Below are 23748 nucleotides of genomic sequence, written 5' to 3'. Positions count from 1 at the left end.
TGATCGCCATGCCGGAGCCGTACATACGCATCGCCCGGGCCGCCGACGAGGAGCCCCTGGCCGCCCTCGACCGGGCCACCTGGTCCACCCTGCACGCGGTGATGCCCCCGCCGCAGCCGCCGTACCAGCCCTTCTTCGACGAGCGGCACCCGCCGGAGGAGTTCCTCGTAGCCGAGGCCGACGGCCGCGTCCTCGGCTACATCCGGCTCACCCACCCGACCCCGCTCCCCTCCAACGCGCACGTCCTGGCCATCCAGGGCTTCGCCGTCGCCGACGAGGCGCGCGGGCGGGGCGTCGGGCGCGCCCTGGTCCGGGCCGCCGTCGCGGAGGCGCGGCGGCGCGGCGCGCGGCGCCTCACCCTGCGCGTACTCGGGCACAACACCCCGGCCCGGGCGCTGTACGAGTCCGAGGGCTTCGCCGTCGAGGGCGTGCTGCCCGGGGAGTTCTTCATCGACGGCGCGTACGTCGACGACGTCTGCATGGGCCGCCTTCTGTGAGCCCCGCCGCGGCTACGAACTGACCAGCTCGCCCGTGTCCACCGGCGTCGTCGCCGTGGCCGCGCGCCGGGCGTCGCCCGCCACCTCGGCCGCCGTCAGCGCGTACCCCGTCTCGGCGTCCGAGGTGGAGCGGGCGAAGACCACCCCGAACACCCGGCCGTCCGTGGTCAGCAGCGGGCCGCCGGAGTTGCCCGGCCGGACCGTGGAGCGGATCGCGTAGATCTCCCGGGTGACCGTGCGGTCGTTGTAGATGTTCTGGCCGGTCGCCCGCACCCGGTTCCCGACCGTCGCCGCCTGAAGATTCAGGCTGCCGTCCTGCGGATAGCCCGCCACCACCGCCGAGTCCCCGCGCACGGCACCCGGGTCGAACCGCAGCACCGGGGCGCGCAGGCCCGGCACATACAGCACCGCCACGTCCCGGTCCGGGTCGAAGAGCACCACCCGGGCCGCGTACACCGGCCCGACCCCGCCCACCCGCACGCTCGGACGGTCGATGCCGGCCACCACGTGCGCGTTGGTCATCACCCGCCCGGGCGCGTACACGAACCCGCTGCCCTCGCGGCCCTCCGTGCCCACGGCGCCCTCGATCTTCACCGTGCTCAGCCTGGCGGCGTTCGTCGCGGCCGGGGTGACGCTGTCACCGGTCGGCCGGGCCACCCGGGCCGTCGACTCGTTCTCGAACGGGTTGAACACCTGCGGGAAGCCCGCCTCGGTCAGCGCGGACGTGGCCCGCGAGAACCACGCGGGCGTGGTCTGCGGCATCGCCTCCTGCACCGCGCCCAGCAGCGTCGAGTTCCGTATGGCCGTCGTCAGCGTCTGCGACGGGGCCGCGCTCAGCACGCTCGCCGCCACCCAGGCCACGATCAGCACCGCGACCGAGTTCGCCGCCGCGCCCCCTATCCCGTCCGCCACCCGCAGCGGCCCCCGGTCCAGCTCCCCGCGCAGCCGCAACGCCAGCCGGCCCGCCAGCTCGTGCCCCACCACCGCCGGCACCAGCACCGTCAGCACCGCGAGCACCGTCGCCGTCGCCGTACCCCGCGCCACCTGGCCCGTCACCCACGGCAGCACCCACACGCCGACGGCGGCGCCGCCCACGAACCCGGCCAGCGAGACACATCCGGCCACCAGTCCGCGGCGGTATCCGGACACCGCGTAGACGACCATCACCAGTACGAGCACCAGGTCGAGCAGGTCCACCGAGCCGCCTTTCTCTCAACCCCTCAGTACGGACGGGACCGGTCCGCTGATCAGCCACGCGCACGCGAGGCGGCCACCGGGCAGCGGAACCGGCCACGTACGTCTGTACCCCCAGAAACGACCCGGACCTGGATGATGGTTCCACCAGATGGCACAGCACACATCACGGGCGCGCGCAGCGGTCCGGGAGCGAGATCGCGTCGATCGCAGGCGGGGACACGTGAGGTTCATGAGCAGCGTTCGTATCGCGTCACGCGGTCAAGGCCGACCGGACACAGGCCCACCTGCCCGCGGACACCACCCGCGGGCGCACGGCCGCCCAGCGCCGCCCTCATCCCCGGAACCGCTGCCACAGGCGGGGATACCGCTGCGCCAGCACCCGGTCGTCCTCCAGATCCAGGGGCGTGCCCTTGGGCTCGGCCAGCGCCGGGGCGATGCCCAGGTCGGGCGCGACCGTGCCGGTCAGCTGCTCGTACGCCTCGTCCGCCGCGTACCCCAGCTCCTCGCCGTCGCCGTCGATCTCCTGGTCGAACTCGTCCAGCAGCTCGGCCAGCGCGTCCGGCTCGTGCAGGGCGCCCTCGAAGACCTCCCGGCCCTGGCCGATCAGCCAGCACCGGAAGAAGTCGAACGCGTCGTCGCTGCACCCGTCCAGCAGCAGCCAGGCGGCACCCCACAGGTCCCAGCGGTAGGCGCGGTTGTAGCGGGCCTCGAAGTGACGGGCGAAGTCCAGGACGAGGTCGGGCTCCAGCTGGAGCAGCCGCTCCAAGAGCGCGTCGGCCTGCTCCTCGGGATCGCCCCCGGCGGCCTCGCGGGTGGCGTCGATCAGCTCCCAGAACTCCGTCTCGTCCATCACGCCACCAGCATCGGGCCTCGGCCGGTGGGGCGCACGCGGAGTGCGGCGGATCGTCGTCAGCCGTCCGTACGGTGGTACAGCGCGGCGAGCCGGGCCGCGTCCGCCGCGCAACGCTCCCGCAGGCTCGCCGGAGCCAGCACCTCCGCCTCCGGCCCCAGCGCGGTCAGCTGGCTGTGCGCGACCTCCTCCGACTCCACCGGCAGCGTCACCGTCACCCACCCCTCGGCGTCCGGCGCGCCCGCACCGGCCAGCGCCTCCCGCGCGCCGAGCGGATCGACGGCGTGCGGCAGCCGGCGCACGCCGTCCGGGGACAGCCGTACGACCACCTCCGCGCGCAGGATCGACCGGGCGAACCGCTCGGCCTGTTCCGCCCAGAAGCCGGGCAGGTCGAACCCGGGATCGCGGACGAACCGCTCGTCGAGCGCGGCCACCGCGGTGAACCGGTCGATCCGGTAGGTCCGGAAGGCGCCGGCCCCGGCCACCCGCGCGCACAGGTACCAGACACCCGCCTTCAGCACGAGCCCGTACGGCTCCAGCCGCCGCTCGACCGTGGCATCCCCGCGCCGGTAGCCGACGTCGATGCGCCGGTCCTCCCACACGGCCTCGGCGATCACGGGCAGCCGCGCGGGCGTCTCGGGCTCCCGGAACCAGGCCGGGGCGTCCAGGTGGAACCGCTGGGCGGCGGTGTCCGGGGCGTCCCGCAGCGAGGGGAGCAGCGCCGCCGACACCTTCAGCCGGGCCGCCGAGGCCGCGTCCGCCAGCCCCATCTCGCGCAGCGCCCCCGGCACCCCGCTCAGGAACAGCGCCTCCGCCTCGCTCCGGGCCAGCCCGGTCAGCCGCGTCCGGTACCCGCCGACCAGCCGGTACCCGCCGGCCCGGCCCCGGTCGGCGTACACCGGCACCCCCGCCTCCGACAGCGCCTGCGCGTCCCGTGTCACGGTCCGCTCCGACACCTCCAGCTCTCGCGAGAGTTCGGCGGCGGTCATGGCGGGCCGGGACTGGAGGAGGAGAACCATCTTGATCAGACGTGCGGCACGCATGCGTTCATGATGCCGGGGGCCACTGACAAGGAAGGGGTACGGCAGCGGCCGTACCCCTTCTCCCTAGGACTCCATGCCCTACAGCCCGTACTTCTCCCGGGCCTCCTTGACCGCCGTGGCCTTCACCTCGCCGCGCCTGGCGAGCTGGGCCAGGGACGCGACGACGATCGACTGGGCGTCGACACCGAAGTGACGGCGGGCGGCCTCACGGGTGTCCGACAGACCGAAGCCGTCGGCGCCCAGCGAGGACCAGTCCTGCTCCACCCACTGCGCGATCTGGTCCGGGACCTGGCGCATGTAGTCGGACACCGCCAGCACCGGGCCCTCGGCACCCTGGAGCGCCTGGCGGACGTACGGCACCCGCTCCTCGCCCCGCAGCAGCGCCGCGTCGGCCTCCATGGCGTCCCGGCGCAGCTCCGACCAGGAGGTCGCCGACCACACGTCCGCGGCCACGCCCCACTCCTCGGCCAGCAGCTTCTGCGCCTGGAGGGCCCAGTGGATCGCCGTACCCGAGCCCAGCAGCTGGATGCGCGGGGCGTTGGCGGGCACGGACACGCCCGCGGACTCGGCCGTGTTGAAGCGGTACAGGCCCTTGACGATGCCCTCGTCGATGCCGAGGCCCTGCGGCTTGGCCGGCTGCGGCAGCGGCTCGTTGTAGACCGTCAGGTAGTAGAAGACGTCCTGGTCCTCGCCCGGCTTGGCCTCGCCGTACATCCGGCGCAGACCCTCACGGACGATCACCGCGATCTCGTAGGCGAACGCGGGGTCGTACGTCAGCGCCGCCGGGTTGGTCGCGGCGATGACCGGGGAGTGGCCGTCGGCGTGCTGGAGGCCCTCACCCGTCAGAGTCGTACGGCCCGCCGTCGCGCCGACGAGGAAGCCGCGGCCGAGCTGGTCGCCGAGCTGCCACATCTGGTCGGCGGTGCGCTGCCAGCCGAACATCGAGTAGAAGATGTAGAAGGGGATCATCGCCTCGCCGTGCGTCGCGTACGCGGTGGACGCGGCGATGAAGTCGGCCATCGAACCGGCCTCGGTGATCCCCTCGTTGAGGATCTGGCCGTTCTTGGCCTCCTTGTAGTACATCAGCTGGTCGCGGTCGACCGGCTCGTACGTCTGGCCCTTCGGGGAGTAGATGCCCAGGGACGGGAACAGCGACTCCATGCCGAAGGTGCGCGCCTCGTCGGGGACGATCGGCACCCAGCGCCTGCCCGTCTCCTTGTCGCGGACCAGGTCCTTGACCAGGCGGACGAAGGCCATCGTCGTCGCCACGTTCTGCGAGCCCGAGCCCTTGTCGAAGGAGGCGAACGCCTTCTCGGCGGGGGCCGGCAGCGGGGCCAGCGCGTGCGTGCGGCGGGCCGGGGCCGGGCCGCCGAGCGCCGCGCGGCGCTCCTGGAGGTAGCGGACCTCGGGGGAGTCGGCGCCCGGGTGGCCGTAGGGCACCACGCCGTCGACGAAGTCGCTGTCCTTGATCGGCAGGCCGAGCAGGTCGCGCATCGCCTTGAACTCGTCCACCGTCAGCTTCTTCATCTGGTGGTTGGCGTTCTTCGACGCGAAGCCCTCGCCGAGGGTGTGGCCCTTGACCGTCTGGGCCAGGATCACGGTCGGCGCGCCCTTGTGCTCGACGGCGGCCTTGTACGCGGCGTAGACCTTGCGCGGCTCGTGACCGCCGCGGGAGAAGTGGAAGCAGTCGAGGATCTTGTCGTCGCTCAGCAGCTTCGCCATCTCGGCGAGCGCCGGGTCCTTGCCGAAGAAGTCCTCGCGGATGTAGGCGGCGCCGCGGGTCTGGTACGTCTGGATCTGCGCGTCCGGTACCTCGCGCAGCCGGCGTACCAGCGCGCCCGTGGTGTCGAGCTGGAACAGCTCGTCCCAGGCCGAGCCCCACAGCGTCTTGATGACGTTCCAGCCGGCGCCGCGGAACTGGGCCTCCAGCTCCTGCACGATCTTGAAGTTGGCGCGGACCGGGCCGTCGAGGCGCTGGAGGTTGCAGTTGATGACGAAGGTGAGGTTGTCCAGCTCCTCACGCGCGGCCAGCGCGAGGGCCGCCGTCGACTCCGGCTCGTCCATCTCGCCGTCGCCCAGGAAGGCCCAGACGTGGGACGCGGAGACGTCCTTGATGCCGCGGTTGGTGAGGTAGCGGTTGAAGCGCGCCTGGTAGATCGCCGAGAGCGGGCCGAGGCCCATCGACACCGTCGGGAACTCCCACAGCCAGGGCAGGCGGCGCGGGTGCGGGTACGACGGCAGGCCGTTGCCGCCGGCCTCCTGGCGGAAGTTGTCCAGGTGGTGCTCGCTGAGCCGGCCGTCGAGGAAGGCGCGGGCGTAGATGCCGGGGGAGGCGTGGCCCTGGATGTACAGCTGGTCGCCGGAGCCGTCGCCCTCCTTGCCCTTGAAGAAGTGGTTGAAGCCGGTCTCGTACAGCCAGGCCGCGGAGGCGAAGGTGGCGATGTGGCCGCCGACGCCGTACTTCGAGCCACGGGTCACCATGGCGGCCGCGTTCCAGCGGTTCCACGCGGTGATCCGGGCCTCCATCTCCGGGTCACCGGGCAGGCCCGGCTCCGCGGAGGTGGGGATGGTGTTGACGTAGTCCGTCTCGAGGAGCTTCGGCAGCGCGATGCCGCCCGCCTCGGCGCGCTCCAGCGTGCGGCGCATCAGGTACGCGGCGCGGTGCGGCCCGGCCTCCCTGGCGACGGCGTCGAGGGAGGCCTGCCATTCGGCGGTCTCCTCCGGGTCGCGGTCCGGGAGCTGGTCGAGCGCGCTCGGCTGGATGGCGTGGGGGTCGGTCATGTCGCCGCCTTCCTCAGTCGAAGGGGGTTCCCTCATCGGTAAGGGTTCGGGGGTGCCCTTGGTCTTTGGCAGGACAGGGCAGGCGGACCTCGGTGGCGGTGTCGTTGTGCGACTCCGTCGCGCGTCCGTCGGCGACTGTAACTCCCTGATCGATGATCGATCAAAGGGTTGAGGGCGAAAACCTCTCGATTTGGAGAAAGTCGGCACGGGGTGCCTTCGGCGATGGCACCGGGTGACGTTGAAATGCCGTGTTTTCGCAGGTGAGCGTGGGGATGCTCGACTGCGTCACGCGCGCGGGGCGCACCCCAGCACGTGTGCCTTCACCAGCTCGGCGATCCGGGGATCGCGCCGCTTGAACGCCTGCACCAGCTCCTCGTGCTCCTCCGCGTACGACTGCTGGACCGTGCCCAGCCAGCGGATCGACAGCGCCGTGAACACCTCGATGCCGAGGCCCTCCCACGTGTGCAGCAGCACCGAGTTGCGGGCCGCGCGGACCAGTTCGCGGTGGAAGCCGACCGTGTGCCGCACCTGGGCCGTGCCGTCCGCCTTGCGGTCGGCCTCGTACAGGGCCAGGACATGCGGCTCCAGCGCCGAGCAGTCCTCCGCCAGGCGGTCGGCCGCCAGCTCCGCCGCGATGGCCTCCAGACCCGCCCGGACCGGGTAGCTCTCCTCCAGGTCGGCCGCCGTCAGGTTCCGTACGCGCACGCCCTTGTTGGGCGCCGACTCGATCAGGCGCAGCGACTCCAGCTCGCGCAGGGCCTCGCGGACCGGGGTCTGGCTGACCTCCAGCTCGGTGGCGATCCGGCGCTCCACGATGCGCTCGCCCGGCTGCCAGCGCCCGCTGACGATCCCCTCCACGATGTGCTCGCGGATCTGCTCGCGCAGCGAGTGGACGACGGGCGCGGTCATGAGGGCTCCTTAGGGAGGGCTGACGCTTAGACAATAAGGCCGGTTCGCTGTGCGGGTAGGGCGCGTCGGGGCGCTTTGGTGCAGGTGAGACGAGGCTTACACGCTCCGTATGCCGACAAACACGAACACCCCGCCCGGAGAAGCTCCGGACGGGGTGCCGTGGGGGACAGGAGTTACAGGCCCAGCTCGACCTCGAACTCGCCCGCCTCCAGGATCGCCTTGACCGCCGTCAGGTAACGGGCCGCGTCGGCGCCGTCGACCAGGCGGTGGTCGTAGGAGAGGGTCAGGTAGGTCATGTCGCGGACGCCGATGACCGTGCCCTCCTCGGTCTCGATGACGGCCGGACGCTTGACCGTGGCACCGATGCCGAGGATCGCGACCTGGCCCGGCGGCACGATGATCGTGTCGAACAGCGCGCCGCGCGAACCGGTGTTGGAGATGGTGAAGGTCGCACCGGACAGCTCGTCCGGGGTGATCTTGCTGGCCCGGACCTTGCCCGCCAGCTCCGCCGTGGCCTTGGCGATGCCCGCGATGTTGAGGTCGCCGGCGTGCTTGATGACCGGGGTCATCAGGCCCTTCTCGGAGTCCACCGCGATACCGATGTTCTCGGTGTCGAAGTAGGTGATGGTCCCCTCGGCCTCGTTGATCTTGGCGTTGATGACCGGGTGGGCCTTCAGCGCCTGCGCGGCGGCCTTGACGAAGAACGGCATCGGGGAGAGCTTGACGCCCTCGCGGGCCGCGAAGGAGTCCTTCGCCTTGGCGCGCAGCTTCATCAGGCGGGTGACGTCGACCTCGACGACCGACGACAGCTGGGCCTGCTCGTGCAGCGCCTTGACCATGTTGTCGCCGATGACCTTGCGGATGCGCGGCATCTTGACGGTCTGGCCACGGAGGGGGGAGACCTCCAGCGCCGGGGCCTTCCTGGCGGCGGCCGGAGCGGCGGCAGCGGCCGGAGCCGGGGCAGCGGCGGCGGCCTTCGCGGCCTCGGCGGCGGCGATGACGTCCTGCTTGCGGATACGGCCGCCGACGCCGGTGCCCTTGACGGTGGCCAGGTCGACGCCGTTCTCGGCGGCGAGCTTGCGCACCAGCGGGGTCACGTACGCGCCCTCGTCCGTCGCCTGGGTGGCGGTCGGGGAGGTCGGCGCGGTGGCCGGGGTGACCGGGGCCGGGGCGGGCGCCGGGGCCGGGGCAGTGGCGGCGGGCGCCGGGGCGGGCGCCGGGGCCGGGGCCGGGGCGGCGGGGGCCGGAGCCGGGGCGGGAGCGGCAGCCGGGGCCGGAGCCGGAGCCGGGGCCGGAGCCGGGGCAGCGGCGGGGGCCGGGGCGGCCGGAGCCGGGGCGGCGGCCGGGGCGGCACCCGGGGCGCCGATGACGGCGAGCTTGGCGCCGACCTCGGCGGTCTCGTCCTCGCCGACCACGATCTCCAGCAGCACGCCGGAGGTGGGCGCCGGGATCTCGGTGTCGACCTTGTCCGTGGAGACCTCGAGCAGCGGCTCGTCGGCCTCGACGCTGTCGCCGACAGACTTCAGCCAGCGGGTGACGGTGCCCTCGGTGACGGACTCACCGAGCGCGGGCAGGACCACGTCCGTGCCCTCGGCACCACCGGCCGGGGCGGCCGGAGCGGCCTCGGCGGCGGGGGCGGGGGCCGGGGCGGCCGGGGCCTCGGCGACCGGGGCCGGGGCGGGCTCGGCGACCGGGGCCGGGGCGGGCTCGGCGGCCGGGGCCGGGGCGGCGGCGGGCGCGCCCGTGCCGTCGTCGATCAGGGCCAGCTCGGCGCCGACCTCGACCGTCTCGTCCTCGGCGACCTTGATGGAGGCCAGCACGCCGGAGGCGGGGGCCGGGATCTCGGTGTCGACCTTGTCGGTCGAGACCTCGAGCAGCGGCTCGTCGGCCTCTACGCGTTCGCCCTCGGCCTTCAGCCAGCGGGTGACAGTGCCCTCGGTGACGCTCTCACCGAGCGCCGGAAGGGTTACGGAAACCGCCATGGTTTCGGTTGCTCCTAACGAATTGCGGAAGTCTGTGTCGTCGCGCCCGTTGACCGAAGGCTCAGTCGTGGGAGTGCAGCGGCTTGCCGGCCAGGGCCAGGTGGGCCTCGCCGAGCGCCTCGTTCTGCGTCGGGTGGGCGTGGATGAGCTGGGCGACCTCGGCCGGCAGCGCCTCCCAGTTGTAGATCAGCTGGGCCTCGCCGACCTGCTCGCCCATGCGGTCGCCGACCATGTGGACGCCGACGACGGCACCGTCCTTGACCTGGACGAGCTTGATCTCGCCCGCGGTCTTCAGGATCTTGCTCCTGCCGTTGCCCGCGAGGTTGTACTTGAGAGCGACGACCTTGTCCGCGCCGTAGATCTCCTTGGCCTTGGCCTCGGTGATACCGACGGAGGCGACCTCCGGGTGGCAGTACGTCACCCGCGGGACACCGTCGTAGTCGATCGGAACGACCTTCAGACCGGCCAGACGCTCCGCCACCAGGATGCCCTCGGCGAAGCCGACGTGCGCGAGCTGGAGCGTCGGGACGAGGTCACCGACGGCGGAGATGGTCGGGACGTTGGTGCGCATGTACTCGTCGACGAGGACGTAGCCGCGGTCCATGGCGACCCCGGCCTCCTCGTAGCCCAGGCCCTGCGAGACCGGGCCGCGGCCGACGGCCACCAGCAGGACCTCGGCCTCGAACTCCTTGCCGTCGGCCAGGGTGACCTTCACGCCGTCCTGGGTGTACTCGGCCTTCTGGAAGAAGGTGCCCAGGTTGAACTTGATGCCGCGCTTGCGGAACGCGCGCTCAAGAAGCTTCGAGCTGTTCTCGTCCTCGACCGGGACGAGGTGCTTCAGGCCCTCGATGATCGTGACGTCGGAACCGAAGGACTTCCACGCCGAGGCGAACTCGACGCCGATGACACCGCCGCCCAGGATGATCGCGGACTTCGGCACGCGGTCCAGGACGAGGGCGTGGTCGGAGGAGATGACGCGGTTGCCGTCGATCTCCAGGCCCGGCAGCGACTTCGGCACGGAGCCGGTCGCCAGCAGGACGTGGCGGCCCTGGACGCGCTGGCCGTTGACGTCCACGGAGGTGGGGGAGGACAGCCGGCCCTCACCCTCGATGTAGGTCACCTTGCGGGAGGCGATGAGCCCCTGGAGACCCTTGTACAGACCCGAGACGACCTCGTCCTTGTACTTGTGGACGGCCGGGACGTCGATGCCCTCGAAGCTGGCCTTGACGCCGAACTGCTCGCTCTCGCGGGCCTGGTCGGCGATCTCGCCCGCGTGCAGCAGGGCCTTGGTGGGGATGCAACCCCGGTGCAGGCAGGTGCCGCCGACCTTGTCCTTCTCGATCAGGGCGACGTCCAGGCCCAGCTGCGCTCCGCGCAGGGCCGCGGCGTAACCACCGCTACCACCGCCGAGGATCACTAGGTCGAAAACGGTGCTGGCGTCGTTCGCCACGTCACGTCCTCCATGCATGTGCGCCGTGCGCCGGTCTCCGATGACCGGCAGGCGGCTGGTGTCCGGCCGCTTGATGCTTCGGCCCTTCGGTGGGGGCCCTGTCCTGCCGGGCTCCATCTTTGCACTTGTCGGAGGCGATCGAGACGCCGGGCTGGTGTGTGAGACGTCCCACGTTCACCGGAAAACGAAGGTGCGCCGCAGCAGGGGCGCGGGGAACTGCGCGAACAGCCCCCACGCCCCTGCGGACGCCGTACTACGGACCGGACCGAGCTGTCAGGCGACTCAGCCCAGGTCACCCGCGGCCGTCAGCTCCGCGAGCCGCACCAGCGTCCGCACCGCCGACCCCGTACCACCCTTCGGCGTGTACCCGAAGGGCCCGCCCTCGTTGAACGCCGGCCCGGCGATGTCGAGGTGCGCCCACGTGATCCCCTCGCCCACGAACTCGCGCAGGAAGAGACCGGCGACCAGGCCGCCACCCATCCGCTCGCCCATGTTCGCGATGTCGGCCACGGACGAGTCCATGCCCTTGCGCAGGTGCTCCGGCAGCGGCATCGGCCAGGCCGGCTCGCCGACCTCCTCCGCCGCCTCGTGCACCGCGGAGCGGAACGCGTCGTCGTTGGCCATCACACCGAAGGTCCGGCTGCCGAGCGCCAGCATCATCGCGCCGGTGAGCGTCGCGACGTCCACGATCGCGTCCGGGTTCTCCTGCGAGGCCGCCCACAGCGCGTCGGCGAGCACGAGCCGGCCCTCCGCGTCGGTGTTGAGCACCTCGACCGTCTTGCCGCTGTACATGCGCAGTACGTCACCCGGGCGCACGGCGGAGCCGGACGGCATGTTCTCGGCCAGCGCCAGCCAGCCGGTGACATTGACCTCCAGGCCGAGCCGCGCGGCGGCGACGACCGAGGCGAACACGGCGGCGGCACCGCTCATGTCGCACTTCATCGTCTCGTTGTGCCCGGCCGGCTTCAGCGAGATGCCGCCCGAGTCGTAGGTGATGCCCTTGCCGACGAAGGCCAGGTGCTTGTCCGCCTTCGGGTGCGTGTACGACAGCTTCACCAGGCGCGGGGTGGCCGCGGAGCCGCCGCCGACGCCGAGGATGCCGCCGTAGCCGCCCTTGACGAGCGCCTTGTCGTCGAGCACCTGCACCTTGATGCCGTGCTCCTTGGCCGCGGCCTGCGCGATGCCGGCGAACGCGGCGGGGGTGAGGTCGTTCGGCGGGGTGTTGACCAGGTCGCGGGCGCGGTTCAGCTCCTCGCAGACCGCGACCGCGCGGGCGAGCGCGCCCTTGTGGGCGGCGTCGCGCGGCTTGCCGCCGAGCAGCGTGGCCTCGGCCAGCGGCGCCTTGCCGTTCTTGGCCTTGGCGTTCCCGGCGTCCTGGGCGTTGCCCTTGTAGGTGTCGAACGAGTACGCGCCGAGCAGGACGCCCTCGCCGATCGCGCCGATCGCGCCGGGGCTGTCGACGGGCAGGGCGAACGCGGCCTTCTTCGACCCGGCGAGCGCGCGGGCGGCCACGCCGGCGGCCTTGCGCAGCGCCTCGGCGTCGTAGCCGGCGCCGCCGTCCTCGCCGTCCTCGCCGTCCTTGCCGTCGGGCTGCGCGCCGAGGCCCACCGCCACCACGAGCGGGGCCTTGAAGCCGGCCGGCGCGGGCAGCTTCGTCAGCTCGCCCTCGGCACCCGAGGCGCCGAGGGTCTCCAGGACGCCGGCCAGCTTGCCGTCGTACGCCTTGTCCACGGCCTCGGCGCCCGGCGCGACGACGGGCCCCTGGGCGCCCTTGGCGACACCGATCACGATCGCGTCGGCCCGCAGGCCGGGCGCCGCGGCGGTGCTGAGAGTCAGAGCAGTCACGGTGGTGAAATCTCGCTTCCGATGTGAAGTTGCTGTGGCCGATGTGGGGTGGGTCGACCGGGCCCGAGAGCCGACCCTAGGTCCAGGCCTGGGGACTGGTGGCAACCGGGGTCTTCACCCTGTCGGCGAACACCCGTGACGAGACTACGCCCGTTGCCGACGCGTCCCGAAGGGGCGCGGGGGTGCCTGATGTGCGGTTCGGCCGCGGGCGCGACCAGCCACGACGGTCCCGCGGCCGCCGGAGAACGTACGGCCCCGAGCCGGGAGGCGCTAACGACCGAGGGCCAGCACCACGAGTGCCGTGACCGCGGCCGTCTCCGCGACCGCGCCGAACACATCGCCGGTGACCCCGCCGAACCTGCGGACGCACCTTCGCAGCAGCAGGTCGGCGACGGCGACGGCGGCGGCCGTCGCGAGGGCGGTGCGCGCGCCGTCGTACCCGCCGAGGCAGGCGCCCGCCGCCCCGGCCGCCGCCACGACGCCGATCGCCACGGCCAGTGCCGCGCCCTTCGGGACCACCCCGGCCACCGCCGCGCCCAGCCCCTCCGGGCGGGCGGCCGGCACCCCGGCGCGGGCGGCCAGGGTGAGCGTCAGCCGGGCCGCGACCGCCGAGGCCACGGCCGCCACGGCACCCCGGGCCCAGGAGTCGCCGTAGAGCTGCGCCAGCACGGCGACCTGGGCGAGCAGCACCAGGACGAGGGTGAGCACCCCGAACGGCCCGATGTCCGACTGCTTCATGATCCGGAGCGCGTCCTCGGCGGGCTTGCCGCTGCCCAGCCCGTCGGCGGTGTCGGCGAGCCCGTCGAGATGCAGCCCTCGGGTCAGCGCGGCCGGTACGGCGACCGAGGCGACGGCGGCGAGCGGCGGGCCCGCGCCGAGGAGGAGCAGCAGCAGGCCGAGCCCGGCCGCGCACCCGCCGACGACCAGCCCGGCCACCGGCGCGCACAGCATGCCGCCGCGCGCGGCCTCGCGGTCCCAGCGGCGCACCCGGACGGGCAGCACGGTGAGCGTGCCGAAGGCGAAGCGGAGACCGTCCAGCGGGGAGGACGGAGACGACGGGGGCGAGGGGGACGACGGCGAGGACGTGAGCACCGGCGCAGGGTATCCGGCGGCCGGCCGGGCCGCCCCGGGCCCCACGCGCGGCCCTTCGCCGCCCCCGGAGGGATAAAGTGCGCACATGGGGCACTGGTGGGTGCGGAACATCGTCGAGCCGGGCAAGCTTCCCCTGCTGCTGGCCCTCGCCGCCTTCGTGCTGACCTTCGTCGTCACCCGGGTGATCACCCGGCTGATCCGGGCGGGCAAGGGCCCGTTCGGCAACGTCAGGGCGGGCGGACTGCACATCCACCACGTCGTCCCCGGGGTCCTCCTCACCGTCGTCGGCGGTTTCGGCGCGGTGGCCAGCGACCGGCACGGCGCCGGCGGGGTCGTCTCGGCCGTGCTGTTCGGCATGGGCGCGGGCCTGGTCCTGGACGAGTTCGCGCTGATCCTGCACCTGGACGACGTCTACTGGACCGAGGAGGGCCGCAAGAGCGTCGAGGTCGTCGTGCTCACCACCGCCCTGGTCGGCCTGCTGCTCGCCGGCTTCGTGCCGTTCGGCGTCGACGACCTCTCCGGGGAGGAGCTGGCCGACCGCGGCACGGTCATCTCCAACATCGTCGGGAACTTCCTCTTCTCCCTCATCGCCCTGTACAAGGGCAAGGCCCGCACCGCGCTCTTCGGGGTGATCGTGCCGCTGGTCGCGCTCGTCGGCGCGCTCCGGCTCGCCAGCCCCGGCTCCCCGTGGGCCCGCCGCTTCTACGGACGCCGCCCCCGTGCCCGCGCCAAGGCCGTCCTGCGCGCCTACCGGCACGACCGCCGCTGGGTGCGGCCGAGCCGCGCCGTTCAGGACTGGATCGGCGGCAAGCCCGACCCCCGCCCGGCGCGCCTGCCGGGCCACCGCTGACGCAGGGCGCGGCCCGGCAGGCTCGTGGCGCGGTGCCGCGACGCGGCCAGCAGACACAGCAGCCCCACCGCCATCAGCGCGGCCAGGTGCTCCTTGCCCGCCAGGTTCTCCTTCAGCAGCACCTCGACCACCATCGCGAAGGTGACCGCGCCCGCCGTCACGTAGGCGCCGTACCGCCAGCTCACGAACACCGCGAGCCCTACGACGGCCGCCGACGGGCCGGTGTCCACCACCTGCCCGTCGGTCCACGGCAGCCCGAACGGGGCGTGCGCGCCCAGGGTGATGCCGAGGCGCGCGTACAGGGTCCCGGCGAGCGTCGCGACGTAGGCGATGGTCAGCGTCCGCCACCAGCCCAGGCACAGCTCGGCGATCCCGAACACCAGCAGGATCTGCGCCAGCGCCCCCCACACCGGCAGGTCCAGCGCGGGCACGAACAGCGACAGGGGAGTGCGCAGCAGGGCGAGCCACAGCGGGTCGTCGGCCCGTACGGCACCCAGGTTCTGCACCGCCTGATACCCCCACGGCTGGTTCTGCACGTACTGGAGGAACGCCGTCAGGCCCACCGCCGTGACCGTCATCGGGGCCGCCGCCGGGCCCCGCCTCCGCAGGGGCGCGCGCACGGCGGCGTACAGGGGTCCCCACTCGGCACGGGCCCAGCGGGCCGGCGTCCTCATCGGACGCCCCTCCTCGAACGTTCCCCCATCAAGCGTTCCGGCCATCGAGCGTTCCCCCGTCGAGCGTGTCTCATCGGTGCGTGCCCAGCTGCCTGCGATGCAGCCACTTGGGCAGCCCCGGCGCCTCCAGGAACCCCTCCGCGCGGGCCGAGGCGAGGCCGATGCGCGGTAGGTCCGCGCTCTTCTCGAAGAGCAGGAACCGTGGCTCCCAGATGGGCCGGTACTTGGCGTTGGCGCGGTACAGCGACTCGATCTGCCACCAGCGCGAGAAGAAGCTGAGCAGCGACCGCCACAGCCTCAGCACCGGTCCGGCACCGAGGCGCGCGCCACGTTCGAAGACCGACCTGAACATCGCGAAGTTGAGTGAGACCTGCGTGATCCCGATCTCGCCGGCCCGCCGCAGCAGCTCGATGACCATGAACTCCATCAGTCCGTTGTCGGAGTCCCGGTCCCGCCGCATGAGGTCCAGGGACAGCCCGTGCGGCCCCCACGGCACGAAGGACAGCAGCGCCCGCAGCCGCCCCTCGGCGTCCGTGCACTCCAGCATCACGCACCGGCCGTCCTCGGGGTCCCCGAGCCGGCCGAGCGCCATGCTGAAGCCGCGCTCGGTCGCCCCGTCCCGCCAGTCGTCGGCACGCTCCACCAGATACGCCATCTCGTGAGCCGGGATGTCCTCGTGCCGGCGGATGCGCACCCGGTACCCGGCCCGCTTCACCCGGTTGTACGCCTGCCGGACGGTGCGCATCGCCCGGCCCTCCAGCGTGAACTCGGCGACCTCCACGACCGCCTCGTCCCCGAGTTCCAGCGCGTCGAGACCGTGCCGGGTGTAGACCGTCCCGGCCTCCTCGCTCGCCCCCATGACCGCCGGGATCCACCCGTGCGCCCGCGCCTGCGCGAGCCACGGCACGATCGCCCCCGGCCAGGCCTCGGGGTCCCCGATCGGATCGCCGGACGCGAGGCTCACCCCGCCGACCACCCGGTAGGCGACGGCGGCCTTCCCGGTCGGCGACCACACCACGCTCTTCTCGCGGCGCAGCGCGAAGTAGCCGAGCGAGTCGCGGTCGCCGTGCCGCTCCAGCAGCGCCCGCAGCCGCTTCTCGTCGTCCTCGCCGAGCGGGTCGACGGCCCGCCGGGAGCGGAAGGCGGCGTAGAACACGGCGAGGACCAGGGCCGTACTGAGCACGTTGATCGCCACGTTGGCCCAGTTCGGCGGGTCGATCCCGGGGAAGTGGGACTCCTCGGCGGCCACCGACACCAGACGCAGGGTGCCGTAGTGCCAGCGCTCCGGGAACGTCGACCGGGCCGCGTCCGGCGCCTGGTTCGTGACCGTCACCAGCAGCCCGGCCAGCAGGCTCGCCACCAGCCCGCCGCCGACGGCCACCGTGGCCGCGAGCCGGGGGTTGGACCGGTCGCCCTTGGCGTAGAACTCCCGGCGGCCGGCGAGCAGCGCGCCGACGAAGGCGGCCGTCAGCGCGAGGGACACCCAGTTCTGCGCGTACCGCCGGATCTCCGGGAACGCCATGGCGAACGCGAACAGGGCCAGGAAGAGCCCGCTCATCACCAGGTTGAGGATCCACGCGGCCCGCTTCCGGCGCCGCATGGTGATCGCGAGGAAGGCGGTGAACACACCGGAGGCGAAGCCGGCCGTCAGCAGGTACGGCGTGAAGAAGTCGTCCTGGTTGTGCCGGCGCACGTCCTGGCCGAGCGAGACCCACACCGCGCTGAGGAAGTTGATGAAGGCGACGGTCCGCAGATACCAGACGGCGAACGCGGCGGCCCTCCGGGAAGCCCCGGTGGACCGCCGCGCCCGCTCACCCGTCCGCGCCGCCTCGGCTCGCTGCTCCACGGCAATTCGGACATCTCCCATGGAGCAGGATCATATGGGTGTGATTCTGATGAACCGCACTTTTCAGCCCGTTAGCGGCACCAGCCTCACATTTCCCGCTCTTCCTCCGGCTCCCGCTCTTCCTCCGGCTCCTTCTCCGCCTCCGGCCTCTCGGGAAGCTCCGCGGCCAGCGCGGCGGCGCTCTGCACCAGCGGCAGCGCCAGCAGCGCGCCGACGCCCTCGCCGACCCGCACCCCCTGCTCCAGCAGCGGCTCCAGGGCCATCCGGTCCAGCGCCTTCGCCTGGCCCGGCTCCCCGCTGTCGTGCCCGGCCAGCCACCAGTCCGGCGCCCGGAACGCGACCCGCTGCGCGACCAGCGCGCACGCGGCGGCCACCACCCCGTCGAGGATCACCGGCAGCTTCCGCACCGCGCACTGCAACAGGAACCCGGTCATCGCCGCGAGGTCCGCCCCGCCCACGGTCGCCAGCAACTGCACCTGGTCCCCGAGCACCGGCCGGGCCCGCCGCAGTGCGTCCCGGATCGCCGCGCACTTGCGCATCCACGCCAGGTCGTCGATCGCGACTCCGCCCCGCCCGGTCACCACGGACGCGTCGGTGCCGCACAGCGCCGCGACCAGCACGGCCGCCGGCGTGGTGCCGCCCACGCTGACATCGCCGAGCACCACCAGATCGGTCCCCGAGTCGGCCTCCTCGTCGGCGACCGCGACCCCCGCCCGCAGCGCGGCCTCGGCCTCGTCCAGGGTGAGCGCGTCCTCGACGTCGATACGGCCGCTGCCCCGCCGCACCCGGTGCCGCACCACGTCCTTCGGGAAGGCGTCCGGGTCGCAGTCGAGGGCCATGTCCACGACCCGTACGGGCACCTCCAGTCGGCGCGCGAGCACGGCCACCGGGCTCGCGCCCTCCAGTACCTCCCGCACCAGCCGCTCCGCGCCGCCCGCCGGCCGCGCCGAGACGCCCAGCTCCGCGATGCCGTGGTCGCCGGCGAACAGCACCACCCGGGGCCGCTCGACCGGCCGTACCGGTACGGTGCCGCGCGCGGCGGCCAGCCACTCGCCCAGTTCGTCGAGGCGGCCCAGGGCTCCCGGCGGCACGATCTGGCGCTCGCGCCGGGCCTCGGCGTCACGGCGTACGCCCCCGTCCGGGCGCTCGATCAGATCGGTGAAGTCGTCCAGATTAAGGCTGCTCATTCGCCGAACAGTACCGCCAGCGAACGAACACCCCCGCGCCACATCGACACCACACCCCTCCGACGTCTTTGCACCTCAGAGCGTGATCCCATACGTTCCGGTTTGCCGCGGAATGTCGCACAGGGAGCACGCCCATGCCGACCTCGCCCCTCACCCCGCAGATCACCACCCCCCACGACCCCTTCCAGGAGCCCCGCCGCGAGGACTGCCCCTGGTGCGGCTCCCCCCGCCTGCGCACCCGGCTGCGCGCGCCCGACCCGCTGCGGCACCGGTCGGGCAGGTTCGTCCTCGACGCGTGCCGGGACTGCGGCCACGCCTTCCAGAACCCCCGGCTCAGCGCGGAGGGGCTCGCCTTCTTCCACCGCGACTTCTACGAGAGACACCTGGCGGAGTTCACCGCGTACGTCCTCCCCGCCCGGGCGGTCCGCCGCCGGCACCGCGCCACCGCCTGGCGGCTGTCCGCGCTGCGGGAACCGGAGAGCTGGCTGGACGTCGGCACCGGCCACGCGCGCTTCCCCGAGGCGGCGAAGGAGTTCTTCCCCTACACCAGCTTCGACGGGCTGGACCCGACGGCCCGGGTGGAGCAGGCGCTCCTGGAAGGGCGCGTGGAGGAGGCGCACCGCGGTTACCTCACGACCCCCGGCATGGCGGCCCGCCTGCGCGCCCGCTACGACGTCGTCACCATGTTCCACCATCTCCAGCACGCGCCCGACCCACGCGCCGAACTCCGCGCCGCGCTGACCGTGCTGCGGCGGGGCGGCCACCTGGTCGTCGAAGTCCCGGACCCGCGCTGCCTGTTCGCCGCGCTGCTGGGCAAGTGGTGGCTGCCGTACGGCCAGCCGCGTCATCTGCACCTGGTGCCGCCGGCCAACCTGCGCGCGGAACTGCGGTCCCTGGGCTGCACGATCCTGGTCATGGACCGCAAGGCCCCGCATGTGCCGTACGACCTCTCGGCGGCGGTCGCCCTCGCCGTGGCCCACACCCACCCGCTCGTCCAACTGGCGGCCACGCCCGTCCTCACCCTGGCCTCGGCCCTGGACCACGGGTGCGCTCCGCTGTTCCGCCGCACCCGCTTCTCCAACGCGTACCGGGTGGTGGCGCGCAAGGACGCGGGGTAGCCGGGCACCGTCGCCGGCCGCGGGTCCGCGGGGGCCGATCGCGCGGTTCCCCGCGCCCTTCGGGGCGCGGCCCGTCAGCCCCGGAGCACCAACGCCTGGCCCGCCACCACCAGCAGGACCTGCTCGCACTCGCTCGCGAACGCCGCGTTCAGGCGCCCGAGTTCGTCGCGGTAGCGCCGGCCGGAAGCCGTCGCGGGGACGATCCCGGAGCCGACCTCGTTGGACACCGCCACCACGGTCCGCCGAGTCCCCCGCACCGCCGCCGTCAGCTCCCGCACCCGCTCCCGCAACGCCTTCTCACCCCCGCCCGCCCACTCCGCGTCGTCCCACGCCCCCACGGAATCCATCACGTCCGCCAGCCACAGCGACAGACAGTCGATCAGCACCGGCGGCCCGTCCTCCGCGAGCACCGGCACCAGGTCCGTCGTCTCCGCCGTACGCCACGACCCCGGCCGCCGCTCCCGGTGCACGGCCACCCGGGCCGCCCACTCGGTGTCCCCGCCCCGCGCGCCGCCCGTCGCCACGTACAGCACCTCGGGGAACGCCTCCAGCCGCCGCTCCGCCTCCACCGACTTGCCCGAGCGTGCCCCGCCCAGCACCAGCGTCCGCCGGGGCACGTCCGGTACCTCCTCGTACGCCCCCACGACCAGCGTCGTACCGTCCGGCACCGCCCGCGCCCCCGCCGCCGCGAGCCGGCGCCGCAACTCCGCGCCGGGCGGCACATCGTGGTCCAGGTGGACGGCGAGCACGTCCGTCGTGGGGCCGACCGAGCCGACCGCGCGGAGCCGGGCGAGCGCGTCGGGACGGCCCACGACGTCCGCGAGGAGCATGTCGTACGACTCCGCCGTCGCCTCCTCCAGGCCCGCCGGCGCCCCGCCCGGCGGCAGATACAGCAGCCGCTTCCCGTCCGGCCCGGTCACCGCGTACCCGGTGCCGCCCGCGTCCATCGCCACGGCCCGCACCCGATGCCCCGTCAGCAGCGCCAACTCCCGCCCGTCCGGCACCCGGCCGGGCTGCGGCAGCCCGGCCGGCACCTCCACCGCCGGGCCCTCGTGCGGATGCGACAGCAGCACCTGCCGTACCCCGCCCAGCGACTGCCCGGCGCGGGCCGCCGCGAACGCCGCGCCCGGCGTCAGGTCGAGCAGCAGCGTCCCGTCGACGAGCGCCGCGGTCGCGGCCCGCGCGTTGGGACCGAGCGCGGTCGCGCACGCGGCACAGGAACAGTCGGGGCGAGGCAGTCCCGCCGGGGCACCGGTACCGAGCAGAGTTACTTCCACGGACTGATTTTCGCCTGCCCCCGCGGGTCTCGCGCACCGGCGGCCCCCCCCCAGGAGGCGCCGGTGCGGGACGCGCCCGGGCCGCGGACGATCCACCGCCTCTAACGGGCGACCGGGCCGAGCGCATACGCTGCGGGGGCAGGTGTTGGATCGAAGGAGGCCCAGATGACGGCATGGACGTGGCGGTTCGAGAAGGCCGACGGGACGGAGGTCCAGCCGGCGGTGCAGCCCGAGGAGTTCACCACGCAGGGGGATGCCGAGTCCTGGATCGGGGAGCACTGGAAGGCGCTGCTGGAGGGCGGGGCCGACCAGGTGCGGCTGTTCGAGGAGACCACCGAGATCTACGGGCCGATGAGCCTGCACGCCGACGCGTGACCCGGCCGTGAACGGGGTGAGGAGGGGTCACCCTCCTCACTGCTCGCCCAGTGTCACCTCGACCGTCTTCTCGGTGCCGTCCCGCTGGTAGGTCACCGTCGTGCGCTGGCCCGGCTTGTCCCCCGCCAGCGCCTCGGCGAGTGAGGTGATGGTCGTGACGGGCCGGTCACCCAGTCCGGTGATGATGTCGCCGGCGCGCAGGCCCGCCCGGTCGGCCGCGCCGCCGGCGCGGACGGTGACCACCGCCACCCCGGCCGGCTGGTAGCGGTCGTCCACGACCGTCCGCGCGGTGATGTCGAGGGCCGCCCGCCCGGACTCGACGACCTTCCCCTCCCGGACGATCTGGTCGGCGACCGTCCGCACCATCGACGCCGGGATCGCGAACCCGATGCCGGGCGCCGCGCCGTTCCCGAAGGTCGGGTCGGCCGCCGCGAGCGTCGGGATGCCGATCACCCGCCCGTCGAGGCCGACCAGGGCGCCGCCGCTGTTGCCGGGGTTGATCGCGGCCGAGGTCTGCACCATGTTCGCGATCGTCGCGCCCGTACCGCCGTCCGTGTCACCCTCGCTGACGGTCCGTCCGGTCGCCGAGACGATGCCCTGGGTCACGCTGGACGACAGCCCGAGCGGCGACCCCATGGCCAGCACGATCTGGCCGACCTGCGCCTTGTCGGTCTCCCCGAACACCGCCGGCCTCAGCCCGGCCGGCACCTTGTCCAGCCGGATCACGGCGAGATCCTGCTCGGGATAGGAGTAGACCAGGCTCGCGGTGAGCGGTTCCTCGTTGTTGGCCGTGGTCACCTGGAAGGTCTTCTCCGAGCCGACCACGTGCGCGTTGGTGACGATGTGCCCCTTGTCGTCGTACACCACCCCGGAGCCAAGGTCCCGGCTCGCCTGGATCTGCACGACCGACGGCAGAACCTCCCGGATGACCTTCTGGTACTGGCTCTGGAGGTCGTTCGCGGCCATCGGCAGGGCCGCCCGCGTGGCCGCCGCGGTGTCCCGCCCGGCCTGGGCGGCGGGGGCGGTGCAGCCGGCGGCGAGGGCCGCGCAGCACACCAGCGCGACGGCGAAGACGGCGCCGCGGAGGGCACGGGCGCGGGTACGGGAAGCGTCCATGTCCCGAGTCTCACCGCACGGTGATCACCCGTCCCGCGCTGTTGCCCCGAACGGGCTCAGCCCCGTACCCCGCACAGATGCAGCAGCGCCGCCACCCCGCGGTAGGGGTCCGTGCGCCCGGCCCGCTCCTCGACCGCGAGCAGCGTCTCCAGGTCCTCGGGGATCGCCGCGTCGTCCGCCGTGTCCGTGAAGACCCGGACGCCGTACCAGGCGTGCAGCGGGGCGGCGATGCCGTCGAGCGTGGCGGTGAGGGCCGCGAGCCGGTCGGCCCGGAGGTCCGGACCGAGGCGGACGGGGGTCCCCGCGTCCGCGTCCGTTCGAGGACGGGGGAGGTGGGCGGTGGCGTCGAAGGCGGCCAGGGCGGACGACCAGTCCCCGGACAGGCCCGGGCGCATCGCGAGCGCGTCGCCGTTGCGGACCAGCAGGGAGAGCAGGCCGCCGGGCGCCAGCACCCGGGCCAGGCCCGCCACCAGCGGGTCCGGCTCCTCCACGTACATCAGTACGCCGTGGCACAGCACCACGTCGAAGCTGCCCGGCAGGAAGTGCACGCCGGTGTCCCGCCCGTCGCCCCGCACCAGCCGCACCCGCTCCCGGATGCCCTCCGGCTCCCGGGCCACGGCCTCCCGCGCGGCGGCGATCATCGTCGCGTCCTGCTCGACCCCGGTCACATGGTGACCGAGCCGGGCCAGCCGCACCGCCTGGGTGCCCTGGCCCATCCCCACGTCGAGCACCCGCAGCCGCTGCCCGACCGGGAACCGCCCGGCTATCTGCTCGTCCAGCTGCCGGGCCACCAGCTCCTGGCGTACGACATCCCGCAGGCCGCCCAGCCCGTCCAGCCGGGCATCGGCCGCGGCCCCGGTGAAAGCGTCAGCGCTCAGGGCCGCTCTCCGCGCTTGACCTGCGGCTTCGGCAGCCGAAGCCGGCGCATCTGGAGGGACCGCATCAGGGCGTAGGCGACCGCGCCGCGCTTGTTCTCGTCCGGGAAGCGCTCCTGGAGCCGCTTCTTCAGCCGCAAGCCGCTGACCGCCGCGTCCAGCACGATCAGCACGATCACGATCAGCCACAGCAGCAGCGCGATGCTCTGGATCGCGGGCACCCGCACCACGCTCAGCACCAGGATGACCACGGCGAGCGGCAGGAAGAACTCCGCCACGTTGAACCGCGAGTCCACCCAGTTCCGGGCGAACTTGCGGACCGGGCCCTTGTCCCGGGCCGGCAGATACCGCTCGTCACCGCTGGCCAACGCCTGGCGCTGCCGCTCCAGGGCCTGGCGCCGCTCCTCGCGCTGGCGCTTCGCGGCCTCCTTGCGGTTCGTGGGCGTACGGGCGACGCTGCGGCGCTGGGTCTGGGCCTCACTGCGCTTGGGCGTGGGCCTGCCCTTCGGGGCCTGCGGGTCGCGGGGCTGCTTGGAGAGGGTCACCGGCGCCTTGTCGGCGGTCGGGGCCTTCTCTTCCTTGGCACGGCTACGGAACACAAAACCCAAGGGTAAGGGCTGCACCGGCATGGACCCCAGTCCGGTGGGGAACGATCCGGCAACGCCGGACGTCTCCAGGGGGACAGAGGGGACACACAGAGGGCTTCCGGCGGTGTCAGGGTGGCATCAGGGTGGATCACCTACTCCCTACGCCGGAGCGGTACGGTCCGCAGTCGTCCTCGGGG

20 protein-coding genes are annotated in these 23748 nt (G+C 73.3%); 4 read left to right on the top strand and 16 right to left on the bottom strand.

The annotated features are described in order from the left end of the window. Window positions 1-8: 8 nt before the first annotated feature. The gene (locus tag ACZ4WH_RS37415; protein WP_468189368.1) at window positions 9-497 is read left to right on the top strand and encodes a GNAT family N-acetyltransferase; all 489 of its coding nucleotides are present in this window, start codon (window positions 9-11) and stop codon (window positions 495-497) included. A gap of 12 nt (window positions 498-509) precedes the next feature. Here the strand turns inward: ACZ4WH_RS37415 and ACZ4WH_RS37410 are convergent, their stop codons facing one another. The 9 genes from ACZ4WH_RS37410 to ACZ4WH_RS37370 all read right to left on the bottom strand — a co-directional run bounded on the left by ACZ4WH_RS37410 (window position 510) and on the right by ACZ4WH_RS37370 (window position 13646). Continuing rightward, entirely contained in the window at window positions 510-1694 is a 1185-nt protein-coding gene (locus ACZ4WH_RS37410; protein ID WP_468189366.1) for a MarP family serine protease, read from the bottom strand. Between the two features lie 331 nt (window positions 1695-2025). Next, window positions 2026-2544: a DUF4240 domain-containing protein gene (locus tag ACZ4WH_RS37405; protein ID WP_468189389.1), complete on the bottom strand. Its 519-nt coding sequence runs from the start codon at window positions 2542-2544 to the stop codon at window positions 2026-2028. A gap of 59 nt (window positions 2545-2603) precedes the next feature. Next, window positions 2604-3587: a helix-turn-helix transcriptional regulator gene (locus tag ACZ4WH_RS37400; protein WP_468189364.1), complete on the bottom strand. Its 984-nt coding sequence runs from the start codon at window positions 3585-3587 to the stop codon at window positions 2604-2606. Between the two features lie 78 nt (window positions 3588-3665). Then, window positions 3666-6368, bottom strand: coding sequence for a pyruvate dehydrogenase (acetyl-transferring), homodimeric type (aceE, locus tag ACZ4WH_RS37395; protein WP_468189362.1), 2703 nt, complete (start codon window positions 6366-6368; stop codon window positions 3666-3668). Window positions 6369-6653: 285 nt separating this feature from the next. Further along, complete coding sequence (locus ACZ4WH_RS37390) at window positions 6654-7277, bottom strand: GntR family transcriptional regulator (protein ID WP_030656699.1); 624 nt, start codon at window positions 7275-7277, stop codon at window positions 6654-6656. 173 nt (window positions 7278-7450) lie between these two features. Next, on the bottom strand, window positions 7451-9259 hold the full coding sequence (gene sucB, locus ACZ4WH_RS37385) for a 2-oxoglutarate dehydrogenase, E2 component, dihydrolipoamide succinyltransferase (RefSeq protein ID WP_468189360.1): 1809 nt from the start codon (window positions 9257-9259) through the stop codon (window positions 7451-7453). A 61-nt stretch (window positions 9260-9320) separates the two neighbouring features. Further along, window positions 9321-10709, bottom strand: a complete 1389-nt coding sequence (gene lpdA / locus ACZ4WH_RS37380; protein ID WP_468189358.1) for a dihydrolipoyl dehydrogenase — start codon at window positions 10707-10709, stop codon at window positions 9321-9323. A gap of 282 nt (window positions 10710-10991) precedes the next feature. Next, window positions 10992-12554 carry a leucyl aminopeptidase gene (locus ACZ4WH_RS37375; RefSeq protein ID WP_468189356.1) on the bottom strand — a complete coding sequence of 521 codons (1563 nt, stop codon included), beginning with the start codon at window positions 12552-12554 and terminating at the stop codon, window positions 10992-10994. 270 nt (window positions 12555-12824) lie between these two features. Continuing rightward, a complete protein-coding gene (locus ACZ4WH_RS37370) occupies window positions 12825-13646 on the bottom strand; it encodes an adenosylcobinamide-GDP ribazoletransferase (RefSeq protein WP_468189354.1) in 822 nt (273 codons plus the stop codon). 85 nt (window positions 13647-13731) lie between these two features. On the opposite strand from ACZ4WH_RS37370, the gene ACZ4WH_RS37365 reads away from it, so the two are divergent. Beyond that, complete coding sequence (locus tag ACZ4WH_RS37365; protein ID WP_468189352.1) at window positions 13732-14496, top strand: hypothetical protein; 765 nt, start codon at window positions 13732-13734, stop codon at window positions 14494-14496. Here ACZ4WH_RS37365 and ACZ4WH_RS37360 read toward each other — a convergent pair. The 3 genes from ACZ4WH_RS37360 to cobT all read right to left on the bottom strand — a co-directional run bounded on the left by ACZ4WH_RS37360 (window position 14436) and on the right by cobT (window position 18203). After that, window positions 14436-15170 carry a hypothetical protein gene (locus tag ACZ4WH_RS37360; protein ID WP_468189350.1) on the bottom strand — a complete coding sequence of 245 codons (735 nt, stop codon included), beginning with the start codon at window positions 15168-15170 and terminating at the stop codon, window positions 14436-14438. The two genes, ACZ4WH_RS37365 and ACZ4WH_RS37360, sit on opposite strands and share 61 nt — an antisense overlap. A gap of 70 nt (window positions 15171-15240) precedes the next feature. Further along, window positions 15241-17037 (bottom strand): phosphatidylglycerol lysyltransferase domain-containing protein, encoded by a 1797-nt coding sequence (locus tag ACZ4WH_RS37355; protein ID WP_468189349.1) that lies wholly within the window; start codon window positions 17035-17037, stop codon window positions 15241-15243. Between the two features lie 65 nt (window positions 17038-17102). Beyond that, complete coding sequence (gene cobT / locus ACZ4WH_RS37350; RefSeq protein ID WP_468189347.1) at window positions 17103-18203, bottom strand: nicotinate-nucleotide--dimethylbenzimidazole phosphoribosyltransferase; 1101 nt, start codon at window positions 18201-18203, stop codon at window positions 17103-17105. Window positions 18204-18337: 134 nt separating this feature from the next. Between cobT and ACZ4WH_RS37345 the strand changes: the two genes are divergently transcribed. Beyond that, window positions 18338-19321, top strand: a complete 984-nt coding sequence (locus ACZ4WH_RS37345) for a class I SAM-dependent methyltransferase (protein ID WP_468189345.1) — start codon at window positions 18338-18340, stop codon at window positions 19319-19321. A 74-nt stretch (window positions 19322-19395) separates the two neighbouring features. Here ACZ4WH_RS37345 and ACZ4WH_RS37340 read toward each other — a convergent pair whose 3' ends face one another. Then, window positions 19396-20598: a bifunctional adenosylcobinamide kinase/adenosylcobinamide-phosphate guanylyltransferase gene (locus ACZ4WH_RS37340; RefSeq protein WP_468189343.1), complete on the bottom strand. Its 1203-nt coding sequence runs from the start codon at window positions 20596-20598 to the stop codon at window positions 19396-19398. 165 nt (window positions 20599-20763) lie between these two features. On the opposite strand from ACZ4WH_RS37340, the gene ACZ4WH_RS37335 reads away from it, so the two are divergent. Next, the gene (locus tag ACZ4WH_RS37335) at window positions 20764-20973 is read left to right on the top strand and encodes a hypothetical protein (protein WP_208031829.1); all 210 of its coding nucleotides are present in this window, start codon (window positions 20764-20766) and stop codon (window positions 20971-20973) included. A 36-nt stretch (window positions 20974-21009) separates the two neighbouring features. Here ACZ4WH_RS37335 and ACZ4WH_RS37330 read toward each other — a convergent pair whose 3' ends face one another. The 3 genes from ACZ4WH_RS37330 to ACZ4WH_RS37320 form a co-directional block, all read right to left on the bottom strand. Next, on the bottom strand, window positions 21010-22089 hold the full coding sequence (locus ACZ4WH_RS37330) for a S1C family serine protease (RefSeq protein WP_468189341.1): 1080 nt from the start codon (window positions 22087-22089) through the stop codon (window positions 21010-21012). Between the two features lie 56 nt (window positions 22090-22145). Continuing rightward, the gene (locus ACZ4WH_RS37325) at window positions 22146-22880 is read right to left on the bottom strand and encodes a class I SAM-dependent methyltransferase (protein ID WP_468189339.1); all 735 of its coding nucleotides are present in this window, start codon (window positions 22878-22880) and stop codon (window positions 22146-22148) included. Between the two features lie 83 nt (window positions 22881-22963). Further along, window positions 22964-23593, bottom strand: a complete 630-nt coding sequence (locus tag ACZ4WH_RS37320) for a DUF3043 domain-containing protein (protein WP_468189337.1) — start codon at window positions 23591-23593, stop codon at window positions 22964-22966. Window positions 23594-23748 lie beyond the last annotated feature (155 nt).

The sequence above is a fragment of the Streptomyces sp. NPDC029138 genome, from assembly GCF_055564375.1.
The sequence above is the reverse complement of the archived record's forward strand: the minus strand, read 5'-3'. Positions and strand labels throughout refer to the sequence as shown.